Source organism: Nocardia yamanashiensis (assembly GCF_021183565.1).
Lineage (GTDB): Bacteria > Actinomycetota > Actinomycetes > Mycobacteriales > Mycobacteriaceae > Nocardia > Nocardia yamanashiensis.
Window position 1 is genome coordinate 6100610 of sequence record NZ_CP089226.1, and the last position, 14632, is coordinate 6115241.

At 67.2% G+C, this 14632-nt stretch carries 12 protein-coding genes; 5 read left to right on the forward strand and 7 right to left on the reverse strand.

Going from position 1 to position 14632, the window contains the following annotated elements:
• The first annotated feature begins 113 nt into the window (after positions 1-113).
• From LTV02_RS28165 to phoU, 5 genes are all read left to right on the forward strand, one after another.
• Complete coding sequence (locus tag LTV02_RS28165) at positions 114-725, forward strand: DUF937 domain-containing protein (RefSeq protein WP_233034850.1); 612 nt, start codon at positions 114-116, stop codon at positions 723-725.
• 211 nt (positions 726-936) lie between these two features.
• The gene (locus tag LTV02_RS28170; protein WP_067722960.1) at positions 937-1923 is read left to right on the forward strand and encodes an acyl-ACP desaturase; all 987 of its coding nucleotides are present in this window, start codon (positions 937-939) and stop codon (positions 1921-1923) included.
• Positions 1924-2141: 218 nt separating this feature from the next.
• Positions 2142-3212, forward strand: coding sequence for a tRNA dihydrouridine synthase DusB (dusB, locus tag LTV02_RS28175; RefSeq protein ID WP_233041728.1), 1071 nt, complete (start codon positions 2142-2144; stop codon positions 3210-3212).
• Between the two features lie 198 nt (positions 3213-3410).
• Positions 3411-5792 (forward strand): LCP family protein, encoded by a 2382-nt coding sequence (locus LTV02_RS28180; RefSeq protein WP_233034852.1) that lies wholly within the window; start codon positions 3411-3413, stop codon positions 5790-5792.
• Positions 5793-5904: 112 nt separating this feature from the next.
• Positions 5905-6576 carry a phosphate signaling complex protein PhoU gene (gene phoU, locus LTV02_RS28185; protein WP_067721009.1) on the forward strand — a complete coding sequence of 224 codons (672 nt, stop codon included), beginning with the start codon at positions 5905-5907 and terminating at the stop codon, positions 6574-6576.
• A 113-nt stretch (positions 6577-6689) separates the two neighbouring features.
• Here phoU and LTV02_RS28190 read toward each other — a convergent pair whose 3' ends face one another.
• The 7 genes from LTV02_RS28190 to LTV02_RS28220 all read right to left on the reverse strand — a co-directional run bounded on the left by LTV02_RS28190 (position 6690) and on the right by LTV02_RS28220 (position 14458).
• Positions 6690-8309, reverse strand: a complete 1620-nt coding sequence (locus LTV02_RS28190; protein ID WP_408639424.1) for an MFS transporter — start codon at positions 8307-8309, stop codon at positions 6690-6692.
• 329 nt (positions 8310-8638) lie between these two features.
• Entirely contained in the window at positions 8639-9415 is a 777-nt protein-coding gene (gene pstB / locus LTV02_RS28195) for a phosphate ABC transporter ATP-binding protein PstB (RefSeq protein WP_067721007.1), read from the reverse strand.
• A gap of 12 nt (positions 9416-9427) precedes the next feature.
• Positions 9428-10327, reverse strand: a complete 900-nt coding sequence (pstA, locus tag LTV02_RS28200; protein WP_233034855.1) for a phosphate ABC transporter permease PstA — start codon at positions 10325-10327, stop codon at positions 9428-9430.
• Entirely contained in the window at positions 10324-11289 is a 966-nt protein-coding gene (pstC, locus tag LTV02_RS28205; RefSeq protein ID WP_067721005.1) for a phosphate ABC transporter permease subunit PstC, read from the reverse strand. Before pstC ends, pstA begins: the two co-directional genes overlap by 4 nt.
• Positions 11290-11397: 108 nt before the next feature.
• Complete coding sequence (gene pstS, locus LTV02_RS28210; RefSeq protein ID WP_233034856.1) at positions 11398-12516, reverse strand: phosphate ABC transporter substrate-binding protein PstS; 1119 nt, start codon at positions 12514-12516, stop codon at positions 11398-11400.
• A 281-nt stretch (positions 12517-12797) separates the two neighbouring features.
• Complete coding sequence (gene mshD / locus LTV02_RS28215; RefSeq protein WP_233034857.1) at positions 12798-13709, reverse strand: mycothiol synthase; 912 nt, start codon at positions 13707-13709, stop codon at positions 12798-12800.
• The gene (locus LTV02_RS28220) at positions 13709-14458 is read right to left on the reverse strand and encodes a winged helix-turn-helix transcriptional regulator (protein WP_233034858.1); all 750 of its coding nucleotides are present in this window, start codon (positions 14456-14458) and stop codon (positions 13709-13711) included. The genes mshD and LTV02_RS28220 overlap by 1 nt, the downstream gene beginning before the upstream one ends.
• Positions 14459-14632 lie beyond the last annotated feature (174 nt).

The window sequence follows — 14632 nt, forward strand, 5'->3', positions numbered from 1 at the left end:
TGCTACATCCGGGCCCCGCGCCACATCCGCGAATCTGTAGCAATCTGTCCGGTTTTCGCCTACCGTGAGCCTGTTAGGGCTTATCCGGGTCCCCATCACCACAGGCGGAGTTCATGACTTCCTTCGATGACCTGCTCTCCCAAGTACCCGTCGCACAGATCGCCGACAAGCTCGGGGTCGATCAGGCGACCGCGAACACCGCGATCAGTGCGGCCATCCCCGTCTTGCTCGGCGGCTTCCAGGCACAGGCCGGCAACCCCGACGCGGCAGCGCATCTGGAAGGCGAAATCGCAAAGCAGCCAGAGGATCTGCTCGAAGGCGGCGTCAATATCGACCAGGTCGACACCACCGCCGGCAACCAGGTGGTGGAGCAGACCTTCGGCGCCGAGAAGAACACCGTGATGAGCGCCCTGGGCAATGTCGGCGGCAGCGCCATCACCCAGGACCTGATGTCCAAGCTGCTCCCCATGCTGGCCCCGATCGTGCTCGCCTACGTGGGCAAGAAGATGCTCGGCGGCGCGGGCGCCGGTGGCGGCGCGGCGACCGGAGCCCAGGCGGGCGGCGGCGGCATCGGCGACATCTTGGGTAGCCTGCTGGGGGGCGCCACCGGCGGCGGCCAGGGCGGCAGCGGCGGTCTGGGCGACATTCTCGGCAAGGCGGTCGGTCAGAACGCGGGCAGTGTGCTCGGGAACGTGCTGGGCGGATTGCTCGGCGGCAAGAAGTGACATTGCACCGAGTCCCGGTGTGCGGCTAACGAACTGCGGCCCATGGCGATAGACGTCGCTGTGGGCCGTTGTCGTATGACAACGGTCACCTCCTGCGCAATGGCAATCGTGTGAGTTTCACATCACCCTACGGTCACGTAAGGTATGGGCCGCGGCACTGCGGCCGGCGAGGGAACCAACTGCAACCACGCACAACATGAAGGGCATGTTTATGGCAAAGGATCTGACTCAACTCGAGCTGCTGACGGAGTTGGAGCCGGTTGCCGCGGAGAACGTCAACCGCCACCTCTCCTTGGCCAAGGAATGGCACCCGCACGACTACGTCCCGTGGGAAGAGGGCCGGAACTTCGCCGCCATGGGCGGCATCGACTGGGATCCGGAACAGTCCAAGCTGAGCGAGCTCGCCAAGGCGGCGATGATCACCAACCTGCTCACCGAGGACAACCTCCCCTCCTACCACCGTGAGATCGCCGAGAACTTCTCCCAGGACGGCGCCTGGGGCACCTGGGTCGGCCGCTGGACCGCCGAGGAGAACCGGCACGGCATCGTCATGCGCGACTACCTGGTGGTCACCCGCGGCGTCGACCCGGTCGCCCTGGAGCAGGCCCGCATGATCCACATGACCAATGGATTCGCCTCGCCCACAGAGGAACTGGAGAAGCTCCCGGGCAGCGCGGGCTTCCTGTTCTCGGTGGCGTACGTGACCTTCCAGGAACTCGCCACCCGCGTCTCGCACCGCAATACCGGCAAGGTCTGCGACGATCCCATCGCCGACCGCATGCTGCAGCGCATCGCCGCGGACGAGAACCTGCACATGATCTTCTACCGGAACATGTGCGGCGCGGCCCTGGACCTGAGCCCCGACCAGACCCTCGAAGCCATCACCCTCATCCTGGAGAACTTCCAGATGCCGGGCGCCGGTATGCCCAACTTCCGCCGCAACGGCGTGCTGATGGCCAAGCACGGCATCTACGACCTGCGCCAGCACCTCGAGGAAGTGGTGAACCCGGTGCTGAAGAAGTGGCGCATCTTCGAGCGCGACGACTTCAGCGCGCGCGGCGAGCAGACCCGCGACCGCCTCGGCAATTTCCTCGAGAAGCTCGGCAAGGACGTCGTGAAGTTCGAGGAGCAGCGCGACCGCATGCTGGCCCGCGAGGCCGCCAAGCGCGAGAAGGAACTCGCGTCCAACGCGAGCTGATCCGCGACCGCCTGCCACGGCCCCGCCCGACCGCCACGGTCGGGCGGGGCCGTCGCTTTCCCGCCCGGCGAATGTGATCGATGCCATCGGGCGGGACATGTGGGACCGGCCACAGGGGCGCGGATGAGACACTGGTCGGCGTGACGACGCTCGAGACCTCGCGAACCGCACTGCGGATCGGCCCCTATCCGGTCGATCCGCCGGTCGTGCTGGCTCCCATGGCGGGCATCACCAATGTCGCCTTCCGGACGCTGTGCCGGGAGTTCGGCAGCGCCACCTCGATCTACGTGTGCGAGATGATCACCGCGCGCGCCATTGTCGAGCGCAACGAGAAGACACTGCACATGATGGCGTTCGGGCCGGACGAGAGCCCGCGCTCCATGCAGCTGTACGGGGTGGATCCCAAGACGCTCGGCGAGGCCGTGCGCATCATCGTCGGCGAGGGCATGGCCGACCACATCGATCTGAATCTCGGCTGCCCGGTACCCAAGGTGACCCGCCTCGGCGGCGGCGCGGCGCTGCCCTACAAGCGCCAGCTGTTCCGGGACATCATGCGCGCCATGGTTTCCGCGGCCGAACCGGCCGGCGTGCCGATCACCGTGAAGTTCCGGATCGGCATCGACGACGAGCACCTGACCTATCTCGACACCGGCCGCATCGCCGAGGCCGAGGGCGCGAAAGCCGTTGCGCTGCACGCTCGCACGGCCGCGCAGCGGTACTCCGGCGAGGCCGACTGGACCGCCATCGCGCGGCTCAAGGAAGCCGTCACCTCGATTCCGGTGCTGGGCAACGGCGATATCTTCAGCGCCGGCGACGCGGTCCGCATGATGGCCGAGACCGGCTGCGACGGCGTCGTGGTCGGGCGCGGATGCCTGGGCCGCCCTTGGCTTTTCGGCGAGCTGGAGGCCGCGCTGCGCGGTGAGCCGATCCCGGCCGGGCCGAATCTGGGCCGGGTCGGCGAGATCCTGTTCCGGCACACCCAGTTGCTCGTCGAGCACGACGGCGAGGACAAGGCCATGCGGGACATCCGCAAGCACATGGCCTGGTATCTGATGGGCTTCCCGGTCGGCTCCGAACTGCGCCGCCGCTTCGCCACCGTCGGCAGCCTCGCCGAACTCGAGGACCTGATCGGGCAGCTCGATCCCACGGCCCCGTTCCCCAAGGACGCCGAGGGCCCGCGCGGCCGGCAGGGCTCGCCCGGCAAGGTCACCCTGCCCGAGGGCTGGCTCGACGACCCGGACGATCCGACCGTCCCCTGCGCTGCCGATGTGATGCACAGCGGAGGCTGAAAAGTCACCATCCGCTCCCGGCCGTATCGCCGTCGCACTGGCAGACTTTCCGCCAGGCGTCGATCCACCGCATCGAAGCGCACGCGGCGGACCAGCGGTGTTCGTGAGTTAGCCGGGACTAAATTCGGTTCAAGTGGTTCACCGTGGCGAAATCGTTATCATGGCGGTCGGCATCGAATAGCAAAGTGAGGTTCGTTGGTGGGTGACGATCGGTACGGGCGCACGCCTCGGCCCGGAGGTCGCGCCCCCTGGGAGCGCTCCGTCGCGGAAGACGCTGCCCAGAATCACACCGGCCGACGCTCCCGGCACAACGACAATGCCGCAGGCGGTTCCGCGCCCATCTCAGTACAGGATCTCGTCGAACGCGTGGACAGCGAACGCAAGACCCGGCGTCGTCGCCGTTCCGAACCCGACGAGAACCCCGGCGCCAACGGGCATTACGAAGAACCCGGCAATTCCGCGGGCTGGCCGGAGGTAGGCAGCGGGCCCACCCGCCGCCCCGCACCGGCGGATCCGGGCAGCACCGGGGCGCGCCGCACGGCCGCGCCGGAACCGGCTGCCCCCAACGGCTCTCGCCGCGGACCCGACGCGAACGGCAGCGGCACGCGCCGCACCGCGCCCGCCGACCCAGGGGCCACCGGGGCCCGGCGCGCGGTACCCGCCGATCCCGGCAGCACCGGCGCACGCCGGGCGGTTCCCGCCGATCCCGGCAGCACCGGCGCACGCCGCGCCGTACCCACCGATCCAGGTAGCACCGGCACACGCCGCGCCGTACCCACCGACCCGGGCAGCACCGGCGCACGCCGGGCCGTACCCGCGGACCCGGGCAGCACGGGCGCGCGCCATCAGGTGGCCGCTCCCGCTGCCGCCCAGCGCGGCGTGGAGGGCGAGATGCGCCGGGCCGCCGTGGCCGATCCGCCCACCGAGGAACTACCCGCGATCACCCCCGCGCCGTCCGCACCGAAGCCGAAGGGCAAGGCGCAGACCGGCATTCAGGTGGAGTCGCCCGCCGACTACCCCACCACCGCGCTCCCGGCCGCCGTCGGCGCGAAACCGCTGTCCCGGCTGTCCGCGAGTCGCAGGCGGCGCAATCGGAAGATCAAACTGGCGGGCCGGATCTCGGGTGCGCTCTTCGCGGTGCTCTGCCTGATCATCACCGGCACCGGATGGAGCTACCAGAAGGCCAAAGACGGCGATCTCAACCACGTGAACGCCATCGACACGAATTCCGAGGACATCGTCGATGTCGGCGCGCAGTACGGCGACGAGAACTACCTGATCATCGGAACCGATACCCGCGCGGGCGTGAACTCGCAGCTGGGCGCGGGCACCCTCGACGACGCCGAAGGCGCCCGCGCCGACACCGTCATGCTGGTCAATATCCCGGCCGACCGCTCCCGCGTGGTCGCCGTCTCGTTCCCGCGCGATCTGGACGTCACCCGCCCGGAATGCGAGGGCTGGGACAACGACAAGGGCCGGTACACCGGCGAGAAGTTCCCGTCGGCCATGGGCGACAAGCTGAACGCGGTCTACGCCCTCGGCGGGCCCAAATGCCTCACCAAGGTCATCCAGAAGATGTCCGGCCTGAAGATCAACCACTTCATCGGCATCGATTTCGCGGGCTTCGAGGCCATGGTCGACACCATCGGCGGCGTGGAGGTCTGCACCAACAAGCCGCTGGTCGACGAGATCCTCGGCACCGTGCTCACCACCCCCGGCAAGCAGAAGGTCGACGGCGCCACCGCCCTCGACTACGTGCGCGCCCGCCACGTGGTCGGCGAGGAACGCTCCGACTACGACCGCATCAACCGGCAGCAGCGCTTCCTGTCCTCACTGCTGCGCAGCGCGACCTCGAGCAAGGTGCTCTTCGACATGGGCAAGCTCAACGGCTTCATCAATGCCTTCGCCGAGCACTCCTTCATGGACAACGTCACCACCAAAGACCTGCTGACCTTGGGGCGTTCGCTCAAGAACATGGAGACGGGCGCGATCACCTTCCTGACCGTGCCGACCGCCGGCACCACCTCCTACGGCAACGAGATCCCGCGTACGTCGGATATCCAGGCCATCTTCCGCGCCATCATCGACGATCAGCCGCTGCCCGGCGAGAAGAAGGTGGAGGCCCCGGCCGGGACCACCAGCGCGGCGCCGACGGCCAAACCCAAACTGACGGCGGTGGATCCGAGCACCGTCTCGCTGCAGATGTCGAACGCCTCCGGGGTCGGCGGCGTGGCCGCCACGGCCGCCACCAAACTGGCCAACCAGGGCTTCAAGATCTACAGCACCGGCAATTACGCCGACGGCGTCTCGGCGAGCACCAAGGTCCGCTATTCCAGCGGGCAGGAGGCCGCCGCCGCGACCGTGGCCAGCGCCATCCCGGGCGCGACCCTGGAATCGACCACCGGTCTGGGCAGCATCGTCGAGGTGGTGCTGGGCACCGATTACGCGGGCACCGTGCGCACCGCGACCCCCTTCGGGCAGACGCTGCCCGACACGCCGACCGAGACCGCGGCTGGGGCGCCGGTCACACTGCCGTCCGATCTGGAGCACGTGAACGCCGCCGACGACACTTGTAAATAGCGGTTCACGAGCACCCGCTCCGAGCTGCGGGGAACCGGACACGACCGACCGGCACCGATGATTAACCCACCGTTGGTGACTTGGTTCCCGGCGACCACTAATGTCTTGAATCATGCGTGTCATCTACAACGAACAAATGGCCGAGCTAGCCGACCTGCTCGGTGGCATGGCCGGGCTCGCCGGATCGGCCATGGAGCGGGCGACCCAGTCGCTGCTCAGCGCCGACCTCGAGCTCGCGGAGCAGGTGATCACCGAATACGACCGCATCGCCGAGATGATCCAGCTGGCCGAGGAGAAGGCCTTCGCGCTGCTGGCGCTGCAGGCGCCCGTCGCCGGTGACCTGCGGCAGGTGGTCAGCGCCATCCAGATCGTCTCCGACGTGAACCGGATGGGCGTGCTCTCGCTGCACGTCGCCAAGATGACCCGGCGCCGCTTCCCGGCGCACGCGGTGCCCGAGGCGGTCAACAGCTACTTCGCCGAGATGGGCCGGATCGCGGTCAAGATGGGCGCGGCGGCCAAGGAGGTGCTCGAGACCCGTGATCCCGAGCGCGCCCTCAAGCTGACCGACGACGACGAGGCGATGGACGATCTGCGCAAGCACCTGTTCACGCTGATCATGGATCGTGACTGGCAGTTCGGCGTGGCTTCGGCCGTGGACGTGGCGCTGCTGGGCCGCTACTACGAGCGCTTCGCCGACCACGCCGTGGAGATCGGCCGGCGGGTGGTGTTCCTGGTGACCGGCGTGCTGCCGCCGGACCCGGATTCGGAGAAAGAGTCCATCTGACTCTCGGAAGTTCTCAGGGGTGAACCCCTGAAACCCCGGAAGACCAAGGGGTTTCAGGGGCAGCCCCCACGACCGGCGCCCGCACAGACACGGTGCGGGCGTCGGTCATATCTTCAGTCCGCCGTGGAATCGGTTGGGGCAGGCTCTTTCTCGCGCCAGCCCATGAGGTACGACTCGCCGCGTTCCGGCTTCCAGGGCAGCGTGAGAGCGACGATCACGGCCGCGACGACCAAGGTGCCCACCGCGACGTAGGAAGCCGCCTGCGCGCCTTCCAGGGCCGCCACCTTCATGGAGTGGATCAGATCCGTTTTCGCCGGGGCCAGAATCGGATTCACCGGGGCCTTCACGATCTCCAGCACGCTGATCGGCGTATTGCTCGCCAGCTCCTTCTGCTGCGGGTTCATGATCTGGTTCGGGATTCCGGCGATCTTGTCGGCCACCCGCGAGGTGTAGATGGAGCCCATGATCGAGCCCAGCAGCGCCACGCCCAGCGCACCGCCGACCTCACGCGTGGTGTCGTTGACGGCCGAACCCGCGCCCGCCTCCTCCAAAGGCACGGAGCCCATGATGGATTCGGTCGCCGGTCCCTGCACCACCGCGAAGCCCAATCCCATCAGGATCATCGACAGCACAACCGGTCCGAGATAAGCGGTTTCGACCTTCGTCTGCCCGGCGATGTACATGGCCACCGCCAGGATGAGCAGGCCGGACACCACCATGGCGGTGGTGCCGACGCGCTGCGCCAGCAGGGTCGCGACGGGCGCGGCGAGACCCACGGCCACCGCGAAAGGCAGTGAGTGGATGCCGAATTGGAGCGGAGACAGTTCCTTCACGCCCTGGAAGTACTGGGTGATCAGGAACAGGAAGCCGAACGCGGAGAAGTACGAGACGGTGATCGCCAGCGACGGCAGCGCGAAACGGCGGTTCTTGAACAGCCGCATGTTCAGCACCGGCGTCGCCACCCGCAGTTCCCACAGCACGAACACCGTCAACGCGATCGCCGAGAAGAGATAGCCCAGCAGGCTCTGGGTGGACAGCCAGCCGTGCTTCGGGGCCTCGATGATGCTCCACACCAGTGCCGTGATGCCGATCAGCGAGAGCACGATGCCGATGCGGTCCAGGCGATCGACGTGATCGGCCTTGGACTCCGGGACGGTCAGATACACGGCCACGATGGCGACCAGTGCGACCGGGACATTGATCCAGAACACCGAATGCCAGGAGAAGTACTCCAGCAGCCAGCCGCCGACGGTCGGGCCGATCGCGATGGCGACGCCGGCCATGGCGGTCCAGAGCGCGATGGCGGCGGCGCGTTCGCGCTTGGCGGTGAAGATGTTCGTGATGAGGGCGAGCGTGGCCGGGAAGACGACCGCGGCGAAGACTCCCATGCCCGCGCGGGCCGCGATGACCTGGCCGAGGCCGGAGGAGAGCGCGCCCGCCGCGGACATGGCGGCGACGCCGACCAGGCCGATGACCATGAACAGCCGGCGGCCGTAGCGGTCACCGAGATGGCCCATGGCGAGCAGCAGGCCCGAGAACGCGAGCGTGAACGCGTCCACGATCCACTGCAGGCCGGCCATATCCGCCTGCAGTTGCACGGCCATCGAGGGCAGAGCCACGTTGACCAGCGTGTTATCCAGCACGACAAGCAGTTCCGCGAGACAGATCGCGATCAGAGCCGCAATCTTCGCCCTCGACGAGAGCCCCGCGGTCCCGGAACCCCGGGTCGCCATTGACACCGTCATCCGACACACCTCCTGACTAAACCGATTGGTTTACTTGCAGGAAGACTAACTGTGACCGACGGTTGCACACAACAGCACGCGCGTCCTATGACGCAGCACACATTCGTGGCTTCGCCTCGAAAAGAAGAGGGGGTATGGGGGCCAGGCCCCCATACCCCCAATACAAAAGGGGCTCCCGAGACGTTCAGGGTCGGAGTCATCGGGTCCCCCATACAAACGGCCCCCATCCGTTCAGGATCGGGGGCCGTCGAGTCCCCCCGATACAAAAACGGCCCCCGATCCGTTCAGGATCGGGGGCCGTCTAGTTCGGGTGCCGTTTAGCCGAAGCGGCCGGAGATGTAGTCCTCAGTGGCCTTCTGCGACGGGTTGGAGAAGATCTTCTCGGTCTCGTCGATCTCGATCAGGCGGCCGGGCTTGCCCTGAGCCTCGAGGTTGAAGAAGGCCGTCTGGTCACTCACACGCGCAGCCTGCTGCATGTTGTGCGTGACGATGACGATCGTGAACTCCTTCTTCAGCTCGGAGATCAGATCCTCGATGGCCAGCGTCGAGATCGGATCCAGCGCGGAGCACGGCTCGTCCATGAGCAGCACGTCCGGCGACACCGCGATGGCGCGCGCGATGCACAGTCGCTGCTGCTGACCGCCGGAGAGCCCGCCGCCCGGCTTGTCGAGCCGGTCCTTGACCTCGTTCCACAGGTTCGCGCCGCGCAGCGAGCGCTCGGCGACCTCGTCGAGTTCCTTCTTGTTGCGCACGCCCTGCAGCTTCAGCCCCGCCACCACATTGTCGCGAATGGACATGGTGGGGAACGGGTTCGGCCGCTGGAACACCATGCCGATGGTGCGCCGCACGCCCACCGGATCGATGTTCGCGCCGTAGATGTCCTCGCCGTCGAGCAGCACCGCGCCTTCGACGCGGGCGCTCGGGGTCACCTCGTGCATGCGGTTCAGCGCGCGCAGCACGGTGGACTTACCGCAGCCGGACGGGCCGATGTAGGCGGTCACGCTGCGCGGCAACACGGTCAGCGACACGTCCGAGACGGCGTGGAACTTGCCGTAGAAAATATTCAGGTCTTTGACGTCGATCCGCTTGGCCATCTGTCTTTCCTTCTATCGGTTCCGCGTCAGCAGCTTGTTGACCGCGGCAGCGGCGAGGTACAGCAGCGCGATGATCAGGATCAGGGTCAGCGCCGCACCCCACACGCGCGCCTGGCCGGCGGCCCGGGGGTTGCTCAACTCCTGGTACATCAACAGCGGCAGCGAGGCCATGTTGTTGTTGAAGACGTCGAAGTTGATCGACTTGGAGTAGCCGACGAGCACCAGCACCGGCGCGGTCTCGCCCATGACGCGGGCGACGGACAGCAGGATGCCGGAGATCATGCCGGGGGCCGCGGTCGGAACCACGATCCGCACAATGGTTTTCCACTTCGGCACGCCGAGCGCGTAGGAGGCCTCGCGCAGTTCGTCGGGCACCAGCTTCAGCATTTCCTCGGTGGAGCGCACCACCACGGGCAGCATGAGCAGCACCAGCGCCAGCGATACCGCGAAGGCGCTCTGCGGGAAGCCGAAGGTGGCGATCCACAGCGCGAAGATGAACAGCGCGGCCACGATGGACGGCACGCCGGCCAGGATGTCGACCATGAAGGTGGTGACCTTGGCCAGCCAGCCGCGACCGTATTCGACCAGATAGACCGCGGCCATGATGCCCAGCGGCACCGCGATCACCGCCGCGATGGCGGACTGCACGATGGTGCCGTAGATGGCGTGGTAGACGCCGCCCGCGTACTGATCGGGCAGCACGTTGTTCTGCGACTTGGTCCACCAGTCGATATCGGCGACCATGCTGAAGCCCTTTTGGATGACCGTGTAGAGCACCCAGAGCAGCGGCACCAGCGCGATGAAGAAGCAGGCCCACACGACGCCGGTGGCGACATTGTTCTTGATCCGCCGGGCGGTGGAGACGTGCCGGAAGGTGGGGGCCTTGACCGGCTTGTCGAGCGTGGTGGTCATCCGTTCACCTTCCCGCCCGCGACCAGCCGGGCCAGTGCGTTGACGACGAAGGTCAAAGCGAACAACACGAAACCGGCGGCGATGTAGGCGCCGGTCGGCAGCTTGGAGCTGAATTCCGAAGCGGCCGAAGCGATCTTGGAGGCGAAGGTGAAGCCGCCGTCGAACAGCGACCAGTTGCCCGGCTGGGCGGCGGTGCGCAGCACGATGAGGACGGCGATGGTCTCACCGAGCGCGCGGCCCAGGCCCAGCATGGAACCGGCGATCACACCCGAGCGGCCGTAGGGCAGCACGGTGAGCCGCACGACCTCCCACTTGGTGGCACCGAGCGCCTGCGCCGCCTCGATGTGCGAGAGCGGGGTGAGCCCGAAGACCTCGCGGCTCACCGAGGTGATGATCGGCAGGATCATCACCGCGAGCACCACGCCCGCGGTGAAGATGGTGCCCAGGTAGCTGGTCAGGTTCCCCTTGGAGAACAGGAAGAACCAGCCGAGCTTGTCGTTCAGGAAGCTCTGGAGCGGCTCCAGTTTCGGAGCCAGCACCAGCACGCCCCACAGACCGAACACGATCGAAGGGACCGCGGCCAGCAGATCCACCATGGTGGAGAACGGCCGCGCCAGGCGCTTGGGCGAGTACTGCGTCAGGAACAACGCGATCCCGACACCGATGGGCACCGCGATCACCAGCGCCAGCATCGAACTCAGCACCGTGACCATGAACAGGTCCTTGATGCCGAAGCGCAGATTGTTGGCGTCGGAGGTGTTGAACTCCGTGCTGGTGAAGAAGTTCGCCTTGTTCGCCAGCACCGACGGCACCGCCCGCACCAGCAGGAACAGCGCGATCAGGGCGATCGAGGCGACGATGATGCCGCCCGCGGCGGTGGCGGCCGAGCGGAAGAAGAACTCCGCACCGTACTTGGCGGGCTTCTGTCCGGCGGCCGGCTTGGTGCTGGGTTCGGTCGGCATGAGCGCAGTATCCCCCGGCGGCTGGGCACGGTCCCCCCGCGGGCCGGTCGAAACGGACTGACCCGCGGGTGTTATTTCGTCGTGCACGGTCATGGTTTTATCGATCGATCAGCTGATGGCGTTGATCGCGGTGGTCAGCTTGGTCTTGAAAGCGTCCGGGATCGGCACGTAGCCCGCCTCGGAAAGACCGGTCTGACCATTGCCCACGGCCGAGGTCAGGAACGCCTTGACCGCCTTGGCGGTATCGGCATCGCTGTACTTCGAGCACACGATCTCGTAGGTCGGCAGGATGATCGGGTACGCGCCGGCGGTGGTCGGCTTGTAGAAGGACGAGGTGTCCAGCACCAGATCGTTGCCCTCGCCGCTGATCTTCACGCCCGCGATGGCCTTGGCCGCGGAATCGGCGTTCAGCTCGACCGGCTTCGGGTCCTGCGAGGTCTCGACGGTCAGGATGCGCGCGATGGACAGGTTCTGCGCCTGCGCGAACGACCACTCGTTGTAGGTGATCGCGAACTTGGTGTTCTTGATCGCGGCCGAGGTGCCGTCGTTGCCCTTCAGGCCCTCGCCGACGCCGCCGTTGAAGACCTTGCCCGCGCCCTTGCTCCAGCCGCCGGCGGCGGTCAGGTACTTCTGGAAGTTGTCGGTGGTGCCCGACTCGTCCGAGCGGAAGATCACGGCGATCTTCTCGGCCGGCAGCTTGTCCGCCTTGTTGGCGTTCAGCGCCTTGATGGCCTGGTCGTCCCAGGTGGCGATCTCACCGGAGAAGATCTTCGCCATGGTCTTGGCATCCAGGACCAGGTCGGTCACGCCCGGGATGTTGTAGGTGACGGCGATCGGGCCGAACACGGCCGGCAGGTTCCACGCGGGCGCGCCACAGCGGGCGGCGGCCTTGGCGATCTCGTCCTTCTTGGCGTCCAGCGGCGAGTCGGAACCGGCGAAATCGGTCTGCGAGCCGAGGAATTCGTTCACGCCCGCGCCGGAGCCGGAAGCGGTGTAGTCCAGCTTCTGGCCGCTGCAGTTGGTCTGGTAGGCGGCGACGAAACGGTCCATCGCGTTCTTCTGGGCGGACGAGCCACTGGCCTTGAGCGGGCTCTTGCCGCCGCAGGCGACGTCGATCTTGGCGGTGCCACCGGAGGCGCCGGTGTCGTCCGAGCCACAAGCCGAAAGAGTCAGGGCACCGGCCGCGGCCAGCACACCGAGCAGGGCGCTGCTGCGCTTGAGATTCACTATTCCTCCGCGAATCACGGTCTGCACGCCCGACCCCTCAACGGTCGGACGGGCGCTGTGTGGATGGCCGTTCGCTGCGAACTAGCACACCGGGCAGCGGTGTGCCGCCCACAAGCAACGTAGGGGCGCACGGTTGACAGTTGGACCTGGGCAGGTGAACGGGAGATGAACACGTCACCCCGATTGCGCCGCATGTTGTGTGACATTAGCCGCAGTGTTGCGGATTCCCGCACCACGACATACGGGACTCCCGGGGCCTGCCCCTGGAACCCGCTGTCGTCCTACGAAACCGTCGCTGCGGAATACGCGGCGTCGATATGGAAGGGCGCGAAGCCCAGCCGCGTATAGGTGTGCACGGCGGCGGTGTTGTCGGCCTCGGTATAGAGGAGTACCGAATCCAGTCCGCGATCGCGCAGATAGTGCAGACCCGCGAGGGTCAGCAGCCGGCCGAGCCCGCGGCCCTGAGCCGAGGGGTCGATCCCGACCACGTAAACCTCACCGACCGGCGGGTTTTCGTCGTGATGGATCTTGGTCCAATGGAATCCGAGGATCTTGTCCGGATCCGCCGGATCGACCGCGATGAAAAGACCTTTCGGGTCGAACCACGATTCCTTGCGGCGCGCGTCGATATCGCGCTCGGTCCAGCCGCCCTGTTCCGGATGCCAGGAGAAGGCCGCGTTATTGACCCGCAGGATTTCGGCATCGTCGGAAGGCCCGGCGTACGTGCGCAATTCGAGCCCGGCCGGCACCGTCAATTCCGGTAGCCCGGTATTAGCGAGATCCCGCCGCATTTGCCACAACTCACGTGCGACCGACAATTCGAGCCGCGCCGCCAAACCCTGTGCGGCGGCCAGATTCCCATGCGCCCAGACGCGCGCGCCCGGTCCGCCCGCGCTCAGCGCGGCCGACACCAGCTCGGCCCCGATCCCCTGCCGCCGGAAAGCCGGATCCACCGCCACCTCGGCCATGGCCGGGTGTTCCCCGTGCGCCGGAACCAGATTCGCGTACCCCGCCACGGCATCGTCGCGCACGACCACCAAATGCCGCGCCTCGGACTCCGCGGTCAGCGAAAGCACGGCCTGCTCGGACACCGGGGCGACCCCGTCGGCCGCGGTGGCCCGCTCCAGCACGCCGCGCACCCGCGGGGCCAGCTGATCGGAGACGGTCGCGGTCCACTCCCCCGCAAGACTCACTACACAGGTCCGTTCGCCGAAGTCAGTTCGTCGTCCGCGCCCTCCGCCTCCGGGAAGGTGACGGTGTCGCCCTTGCTGGAGCGCGCCGGCCGCACGGCCTTGTAGCCGACATTGCGGACCGTGCCGATGAGCGATTCGTATTCGCTGCCGAGCTTGGCGCGCAACCGTCGCACGTGCACGTCCACGGTGCGGGTGCCGCCGAAGAAGTCGTAACCCCAGACCTCCTGCAGCAGCTGCGCGCGGGTGAAGACCCGGCCGGCGTGCTGCGCGAGGTACTTGAGGAGTTCGAACTCCTTGTAGGTGAGGTCGAGCGGGCGGCCGCGCAGACGCGCGGTGTAGGTGCCCTCGTCGATGACCAGCTCACCGAGCGTGATCTTGCCGGTGTTCTCGGGGCTCGCCACGCCGCCGTTGCGGGCGACCAGCAGTCGCAGCCGCGCGTCCAGCTCGGCGGGTCCGGTGCCCGGCAGCAGGATGTCGTCCAGGCCCCAGTCCGCGTTCACCGCGACCAGACCGCCCTCGGTGAGCACGGCCACCACCGGCACCGACGATCCGGTGCTGCCCAGCAAACGGCAAAGGCCGCGCGCGGCGGCCAGATCCGTACGGGCGTCGACCAGTGCCACATCGGCGGAACCGGCCTCGAGCAGCGACGCCACCTCGGTCGGAGCCGGTCGCACGTGGTGCGGCAGCAACGACAGCGACGGCAGTACCGCCTCTGGATTGGGGTCGGAGGTCAGCAGGAGCAGCTCCATGGGGGCCCTCCATCCCATCTGGCATGTGCGTGGCTACTGCACTGTCCGCCACGGCCCCATGCTGGTTATCACAGGTAAGTCGGTTGCTACATTAGCGCGTCCGAGCCCACAGCCTCGCATTCCGGGCGGCCATCGCAACCCCGGTTACCGCCAAAATCACAACTAATCGAGATC

Coding starts and splice junctions, on each gene's coding strand:
- LTV02_RS28165 (WP_233034850.1), top strand. CDS start 114: ATGACTTCCTTCGATGACCTGCTCTCCCAAGTACCCGTCGCACAGATC.
- LTV02_RS28170 (WP_067722960.1), top strand. CDS start 937: ATGGCAAAGGATCTGACTCAACTCGAGCTGCTGACGGAGTTGGAGCCG.
- dusB (WP_233041728.1), top strand. CDS start 2,142: ATGGCGGGCATCACCAATGTCGCCTTCCGGACGCTGTGCCGGGAGTTC.
- phoU (WP_067721009.1), top strand. CDS start 5,905: ATGCGTGTCATCTACAACGAACAAATGGCCGAGCTAGCCGACCTGCTC.
- LTV02_RS28190 (WP_408639424.1), bottom strand. CDS start 8,309: ATGGCGACCCGGGGTTCCGGGACCGCGGGGCTCTCGTCGAGGGCGAAG.
- pstB (WP_067721007.1), bottom strand. CDS start 9,415: ATGGCCAAGCGGATCGACGTCAAAGACCTGAATATTTTCTACGGCAAG.
- pstA (WP_233034855.1), bottom strand. CDS start 10,327: ATGACCACCACGCTCGACAAGCCGGTCAAGGCCCCCACCTTCCGGCAC.
- pstC (WP_067721005.1), bottom strand. CDS start 11,289: ATGCCGACCGAACCCAGCACCAAGCCGGCCGCCGGACAGAAGCCCGCC.
- LTV02_RS28220 (WP_233034858.1), bottom strand. CDS start 14,458: ATGGAGCTGCTCCTGCTGACCTCCGACCCCAATCCAGAGGCGGTACTG.